The sequence below is a fragment of the Arthrobacter sp. A2-55 genome (assembly GCF_025548615.1).
In the GTDB taxonomy this organism is placed as follows: Bacteria; Actinomycetota; Actinomycetes; order Actinomycetales; family Micrococcaceae; genus Specibacter; species Specibacter silviterrae.
Genome location: NZ_JAJLOZ010000118.1, coordinates 1 through 6,408, shown reverse-complemented (window position 1 = coordinate 6,408; position 6,408 = coordinate 1). Strand labels below are relative to the sequence as shown.

The 6,408-nt window shown below is 61.7% G+C and carries 8 protein-coding genes and 1 pseudogene; 3 read left to right on the top strand and 6 right to left on the bottom strand.

Translation table 11 applies throughout. The features are described from left to right. Nucleotides 1-141: 141 nt before the first annotated feature. A complete protein-coding gene (locus LPN03_RS20270; RefSeq protein ID WP_262455691.1) occupies nucleotides 142-402 on the bottom strand; it encodes a hypothetical protein in 261 nt (86 codons plus the stop codon). Nucleotides 403-863: 461 nt separating this feature from the next. On the opposite strand from LPN03_RS20270, the gene LPN03_RS20990 reads away from it, so the two are divergent. Together LPN03_RS20990 and LPN03_RS20985 are read left to right on the top strand one after the other, a co-directional pair. After that, nucleotides 864-1,280, top strand: coding sequence for a hypothetical protein (locus tag LPN03_RS20990; RefSeq protein WP_410468628.1), 417 nt, complete (start codon nucleotides 864-866; stop codon nucleotides 1,278-1,280). After that, complete coding sequence (locus tag LPN03_RS20985) at nucleotides 1,259-1,654, top strand: hypothetical protein (protein ID WP_410468627.1); 396 nt, start codon at nucleotides 1,259-1,261, stop codon at nucleotides 1,652-1,654. The genes LPN03_RS20990 and LPN03_RS20985 overlap by 22 nt, the downstream gene beginning before the upstream one ends. A 105-nt stretch (nucleotides 1,655-1,759) precedes the next feature. On the opposite strand, the gene LPN03_RS20260 is transcribed toward LPN03_RS20985, so the two are convergent. From LPN03_RS20260 to LPN03_RS20250, 3 genes are read right to left on the bottom strand one after another with little or no spacing between them, the layout of a single operon-like run. Continuing rightward, nucleotides 1,760-2,749 carry a site-specific integrase gene (locus LPN03_RS20260; protein WP_262455690.1) on the bottom strand — a complete coding sequence of 330 codons (990 nt, stop codon included), beginning with the start codon at nucleotides 2,747-2,749 and terminating at the stop codon, nucleotides 1,760-1,762. Further along, a complete protein-coding gene (locus LPN03_RS20255) occupies nucleotides 2,746-3,678 on the bottom strand; it encodes a tyrosine-type recombinase/integrase (RefSeq protein ID WP_262455689.1) in 933 nt (310 codons plus the stop codon). The genes LPN03_RS20260 and LPN03_RS20255 overlap by 4 nt, the downstream gene beginning before the upstream one ends. Next, nucleotides 3,675-4,769, bottom strand: coding sequence for a tyrosine-type recombinase/integrase (locus LPN03_RS20250; protein WP_262455688.1), 1,095 nt, complete (start codon nucleotides 4,767-4,769; stop codon nucleotides 3,675-3,677). Before LPN03_RS20250 ends, LPN03_RS20255 begins: the two co-directional genes overlap by 4 nt. Before the next feature lie 274 nt (nucleotides 4,770-5,043). Here LPN03_RS20250 and LPN03_RS20245 point away from each other — a divergent pair. Continuing rightward, a pseudogene (locus LPN03_RS20245) lies at nucleotides 5,044-5,658 on the top strand (transposase); the annotation flags it as partial. A gap of 12 nt (nucleotides 5,659-5,670) precedes the next feature. On the opposite strand, the gene LPN03_RS20240 reads toward LPN03_RS20245, so the two are convergent. Together LPN03_RS20240 and LPN03_RS20235 are read right to left on the bottom strand one after the other, a co-directional pair. Then, nucleotides 5,671-6,006: a nucleotide-binding protein gene (locus LPN03_RS20240; protein ID WP_262455687.1), complete on the bottom strand. Its 336-nt coding sequence runs from the start codon at nucleotides 6,004-6,006 to the stop codon at nucleotides 5,671-5,673. 232 nt (nucleotides 6,007-6,238) lie between these two features. Then, nucleotides 6,239-6,391 carry a helix-turn-helix domain-containing protein gene (locus LPN03_RS20235; RefSeq protein ID WP_262455686.1) on the bottom strand — a complete coding sequence of 51 codons (153 nt, stop codon included), beginning with the start codon at nucleotides 6,389-6,391 and terminating at the stop codon, nucleotides 6,239-6,241. Nucleotides 6,392-6,408: the final 17 nt, after the last annotated feature.

Genomic DNA, 6,408 nt, shown 5'->3' with positions numbered 1-6,408 from the left:
AGACTAGCTCGGCGTCATCATCACCTTCGGTGTGACTGAACCATTGGAACTCCTGTTCACAAGTCGGGCATTCGCGACGCAAGAAGCCGTCGCTGTCGAGTGGCAGGCTCACTGGAACTCGGATCTCTTCATCCATCGTTATTATCCGTTCAGATCGAGGAAAACGTCTTGGACAACCTGTTCACCGCTCTGGGCACGTGCCGTGATGGTGACGTCGAAGGCGTCGTCCCCTCGCGGACCTCCCATCATGCGCCCTGTGTTGAGGACGTCTACGGTGACGGAGCGGCCTCCGCCGGGAATCTTTGTAATTGGTTCGACGCCGGTCGAGCGCAGATCGAGGGCTGCGTTCTCAGGAACCGACAGGGCAACCTCATAGGCGGTCTCCGTTCCTCGGTTAATCACCTGAAGCTTGTCAATTCGGTTGCTGCCCTTATTGAAGTACTTGAGATCGAAGTCGATGGCCTTCCTCGCTGAGGTGCCACTCGGTAGACGACGCCCGAGTGGGAGGCCGTCGCCTGGAGGCGGCGGTGCTGTGAAGTCGCCAGTCGTGTGCCAGTCTAGGCCGTTGAGGTCTACGGCGCAGCCTGCGGTTCGAAGCCGATTGGCCAACGCCTGCCGACTCGCTGGCGCATTCGAGAGTCGGATCGCATGGCGTCCAGCAACATCACTGAACGGACGCACATCTCCTACTTCTACGAGAACAGTTCGTTTGGCGTCACGCCCCAGGGCCATGCCAGCTCCCTACGTGTCAGGGTTGGGTAAGGCCAGCACCTCATAGCAACTTCGTCTAATTCGTAGGGCGAGAATCAGGATCACCACTAATGTCTGTCTCTACTATTTCCCCGCCGCGGGAGAATGGGTCCATGAGTAATATTGGCCCCAGGTCCGGTGGCCCGACCCCTCGCAGGTCGTTCACGCCGGCACAGAAATTGGCGTACTTGGCTGCGTACCAGCAGGCCTGTGACGACGGCACCGGCGGCGGGGCCTTCCTGCGCCGTGAGGGCTTGTATTCCTCCCAGATCACCGAGTGGCGCAAGCTCCGTGACGCCGGAGTCCTTGAGGGCAAGAAGCCCGGGGAAAAGATTGGCAGACCCACTGCCGATCAGGCAGAAATCGGGCGTCTACGTCGGCAGCTGGAGGTGAGTGAACGCAAGCTGGCACGGACTGAAGCTGCGTTGTCGATTATGGAAAAAGCACGACTGCTTTTGGAGGATATCTCCGAAAGCGCGGAGCAGCAGCCCTGGTACAAGAAACCCTGTTGGCCGCCTACACCGCCCTGACCGTGGCTGGCCTCCCCACCCGGGAAGCGGCCGTGATTGCCGGGGTCTCCAGGGCCACGGCAACCCGCAAACCCCGCACCCCGGGAGAAGACCCCGCGCCGGCCCCGGCGCCGGCAAACAAGCTTTCAGCGGCCGAGCACGCCCACATCCTGGCGACCGTGAATTCAAGGGAGTTCGTGGACCTGCCGCCGGTGCAGATCTATGCCCGGCTGCTGGACGAAGGCATCTACCTGTGCTCAATCTCCACGTTTTACCGTGTCCTGGAGGAGAACAAACAGGTCAAGGAACGCCGCCGGATCGCACGCCACCCGGCCCGGGCCATCCCGGAGCTTTTAGCGACCGCACCCGGTCAGGTGCTGAGCTGGGATATTTAATGCCGACATCGGCATTAAATGTCCTATGCCGACCTCCGGACTATGCCGATGATTCGGCAATGGCTCAGGTCATTGGTACTGCTGAGGTTCGAAAGGTCGGCATAGTCACAGGGATGTGAGCCAGGCCAGGATGTCGGGTTCTGGTTGGTATGTTCCGGGCTTGACGTTGGGTGGTCTGGTCCGGTCGATGGCGGCTTGCTTGATGGCCATGTCGGCGTGGAGGTAGGCGTCGGTGCTGTGGGTGTCGGCGTGTCCGAGCCAGAGCGCGATGACGGAAACGTCGACTCCGGCGGCAAGGAGATTCATCGCTGTAGTGTGCCGCAGGGTGTGCATGGTGACGTGTTTGGCGGCGAGGCTGGGGCACATGGTCGTTGCGGTGGTGAGGTGTTTGGCGAGGCGGTGCTCGAGCGCGTCGCGGGACAGGGGTTGCCCGTGGGGGCCACAGAACAGTGCGGTTCCTGGAAGAGTGCTGCGTTCGTTGAGGTAGTTCTTCATCGTGCTCACGGTGGTTCGAGTCAACGGGGTGATGCGTTGGTGTCGCCCTTTGCCGGTGCAGGCGATGTGGGGACCGGTGCCGAGATGGATGTCGTCGTGGGTCAATGAGCAGATCTCACTGATCCGAAGGCCGGTCTGCACTGTCATCGTCAGTATGGCGTGGTCACGTCGTCCGGTCCAGGTCTGCTGGTTGGGCGCGGTGAGCAGGGCGTTGACCTCGCTTGGAGAGAGGAATTCAACGACTGGCCTTGTCGTGCGTTTAGGAGGGATCGCGAGGACTTGTGTGATCGTCGCGGCGTATTCGGGGTGGTCGGGCAGAGCTCTGCCGAGCACGGCGCGGATCGCGGTCAAGCGAACGTTTCGGGTCTTGGCGCTGTTGCCACGCTCTTGCTCGAGATGGTCGAGAAACGCGGTGACGTTGGTCGCGGTGACGGCATCGAAGTCGAGCGCGTCGGCGGGAACCCCGAGCGTCGCTGTCAGATACTTCAGGAGCGTCCGCCACGTGTCGCGGTAGGAAGCAATGGTGTTGGTAGAGAGGTCCCGCTGGGCGTGGGCGAAGGTAGTGAAGTAGGTTTGCAGGCTGATGGCCAAGGCGTTCATGAAGTTTCTCCTTCGGGAATGGGTTCGAGCATGCCGGCGGCCAGGGCCATGAGTTCCCCTGTCGCCGTCAGGTACCAGTAGGTGTGGGCGGGGTCGGAATGCCCCAGCCAGGTGGCGAGTAACGACAGCACCCGGTCGGGGTCACCACCGTGGGCGTAGGCCGCGGTCATGTGCGCGGTGGCGAAGGTGTGCCGCAGGTCGTGGAGCCGAGGGCGTGCTCTGCCGCGCGGGGTGAGTCCGGCAGTATCTCGGACTCGTTTGAACAGGGACTGGAATGACACGTAGACGTATCTGGTCCCCTTGGAGGTCACGAAGACCGGGCCGTGCGGATCGGGGTGCGTGGCCGTCCTGGCGGGCAGGACGATGTACTCCCTGAGAGCGGCCGTTGTCGAGGGGTGCACGGGAACGAGGCGCTCATCAGACTTCGCGGCCTTGATCACCAGCACATTGTTTTCCTGATCAATGTCATCAATCAGGAGGTTCAGTGCTTCACTGATCCGCAGGCCCGTGGCAGCCAGCAGACCGATGACGGTGCGTACCGTCGCGACAACCCGTTCGTCGGTGAACTCAGCGTCGCAGGAGGCAAGCAATGCATCGAGGTCCTCTTGGCTATAGATGAACGGCACCGCGCGGGGCTTCTTCGCCGGAAGCAAGCCAGTGGGGATGACCGGAACATCAACACCATTCGCGTTGAGGTAGCCGGCAAAGCGACGCACCAAGGATAGTCGGGTCGCCCACCACGAGGGATGGGCATCGGGGTTGAGACGGGCCCATGTCACGGCGTCCTCGATGCTGAAGGTCTGCGTCTGTCCGTGATCTTCGAGCCATGTGCAGAACAGTCCTACCTGCCGCTCGATATCGTTGAGCTGGAACCCGAGCGCCCGGCGCATCACCAGATACTCCTCCAAGCGTTCGCGCAACGTTGTCATCGCGGCACCTGCCCGAACGGGACGACCAACTCACGCAGCGATGCGAGGTCGACCTTCGCGTAAGCCATCGTGGTGGCGGTATAGACGTGGCCCAGTAGCTCCTTGGCCTCGGATAAGGAACCACCCCCGGCCATGACGTTCATCGCGGCGGTGTGCCGCAGCCGGTGCGCATGGATCTGGTCGATCCCTGCAAGATTCGACAACCGGGCGATGATCCCTGAGATCGCCGAGGGCGTCATCATTCGCCGCGGAGCCTTCATCCGCACGAACACAGCCCGATCCAGAGCTGGCGGTCGACGTCTCAGCCACGCCGTCAGCGCCTCACCCACATCGACCGGCAACGGCAGCGTGTGCTCGCGGCCCTTACCTGCAACCGTGACCCTTCCACCGGCCCAGTCGATATCGTCGAGCCTCAGACGCGCGGCCTCGCCAGCACGCAAACCCAGCCGCACGAGGATCATCACCACCGCCCGGTCCCTCGCCCCCATCACGGTGCCCGGGTCACCCGCGGCCAGCAAAGCCGCGATCTGCTCGGCGCTGACACCTCGAGGCAAAGACCTTCGCGTCCCAGGAGGCTTGAGGATCCCAGCGGCCAGGTCCCGGTCGAGATAACCAGCACTCAAAGCCCACCGCAGCAGGCAACCGACAGCGTCGACGATATGAGCGCGGGTAACAACGCCGTAGGGGCGTCCACGAACAGTGACGTACTCGTTAACGACCGCCGCATCGAGATGGCACCACCCCATGGTCCCATCCACCGTTGTGACCTCATCCAGGAGTCCGGCAGCGTAGTGGCAGCGGGCATCGATCGTCTTTTCGGTCAGACCGCGCTGATCACGCATCCACGAACACCACTGGATCACCGCCGCCTGGGCCGCCGTGGCCGGACACACTTCCGCCTTAGCCACGCCCAGATATCCGCCGGCCGTCAAGAACCTGCGCATTGCGCCCATCGAGTCCTTCACCGTGAAGCACACGAAATCTCTTGAACGCTCCGCCGCGACGAACCGGTCGAGCAATTCCCCGTCGATCTCATCGCCCCCGGCGTCCACGTCCCGCATCCACAAGCTCAACCGCTTCAGCAAGTTCACGATCCCAGCCGCTGACCCCGGTGAATACCCTTGAGCGGCCAACCACCCCGAGCACTCCTCAACCATTGGCACCAAGGGGCCCGCCGGAACCCGCGGAATCCGATCCGCGTGCGGCCGGGCCGTCGGCGATCTCTTCGTCACGAACCTCACCTCCAGACACTCCGTGTCTCAAGGGTGGCCCCGATTACGTGACTATGCCGACCTTTCGAACCTCAGCAGTACCAATGACCTGCGCCATTGCCGAATCATCGGCATAGTCCGGAGGTCGGCATAGGACATTACAAAATTGGCCGGCCCGGTCAAGGGCAAATACTACGACTGCTACGTGATGATCGACATCTATTCGCGCTACATCGTCGGCGCGTACGTCCATGCCCACGAGTCCGGGGAACTGGCCGTGGAAATGATGAAGGAAATCTTCGGCATCCACGGCATCCCACAAATCGTCCACGCTGACCGCGGAACTTCCATGACATCCAAAACAGTCGCCGCCCTGCTCTCGGACCTGGAGGTCACCCGGTCCCATTCCCGGCCCCGGGTCAGCAATGACAATCCGTACAGCGAGGCCTGGTTCAAGTCCCTGAAGTTTGCCCCCTTATTCCCCGAGCGCTTTGGCTCCCTGCCTGACGCGAGGGCCTTCATGGACTCCTTCGTCGAGGGATACAACCACAGGCACTGCCACACCGGAATCGGACTCAACACCCCGGCAGACGTCCACTACGGGCTGGCCGCCGGCAAAGCCCTTGAACGCACCAAAACCCTCGCTGCCGCACGAGCAAAAACTCCCGAACGATTCACCACCAACAACGACCCAAAAATCCTCACCGCCCCCGACAGCGCCTGGATCAACAAGCCAGCCGAGAAAGACAACTCAAAAGTAGCCGCCTAACTCCCGCTGGCCTCATTCACCTTGACAAATTCCGGCTTCGAACAGTACATTGGGGCGAGCTTGCGGCGCGGGCTGCGTTTCCTGGTCGCTTTCGCCATGCCCATAGCGGGGCTGCAGGTACGCCACCTCATCGGGTGTCATCAGGACGACTACAGCAGTCGCGTGGTCGAAGGCCACATCGAGCACCTGACCGATGTAGGGTGAGCCTTCGCCTGTAAGCTCAACGGCAGTTGTCCACTCCATTGGTGACAAGTTGATGCTCCGCAGGAAGTCAAACATCGACTTGCGGAGCAGTTCATTGCGACCGTGGACGACGAAGACGGAGCGGCTGTCACTCGGGCTGTTCAACGAGGTTCTCCTGGTGAGTATCCGGCTGCCCCTCGGGTGGGACAGACTTCACCTCTCACGATAGACGGCGCCTCTGACATTAGGGTGCGCTTTCAAATGGGTTCTCTCCGCCGGACAAACTACCCTTGGCCTATGATCTCGATTTAGTAAGCCGCAGAGTGCCTGGTCGACCGTCTGGATAAGAGGCATATTACGAGACGCAGTGCCGACATCGTCCCCGGGGGTTCTGCGGTTATTCCGGTTCCATTGTGAGGTAGCGGTAGACGGTGGCGCGGCTTACCCCGATGATCTTGCCGATGTCGGCTGGCTTCAAGCCCTGGGTTTTCAAGTCGCGGGCCCGCTTGACGTTGGGGTGGTTGGCGGAGACTTGGGGCTTGAGGACCAATGTTCGGAAAAGTCACG

Excerpts from the sequence above, each read along its gene's own strand:
- LPN03_RS20990 (WP_410468628.1), top strand. The coding sequence starts at position 864 with ATGAGTAATATTGGCCCCAGGTCCGGTGGCCCGACCCCTCGCAGGTCG.
- LPN03_RS20260 (WP_262455690.1), bottom strand. The coding sequence starts at position 2,749 with ATGAACGCCTTGGCCATCAGCCTGCAAACCTACTTCACTACCTTCGCC.
- LPN03_RS20255 (WP_262455689.1), bottom strand. The coding sequence starts at position 3,678 with ATGACAACGTTGCGCGAACGCTTGGAGGAGTATCTGGTGATGCGCCGG.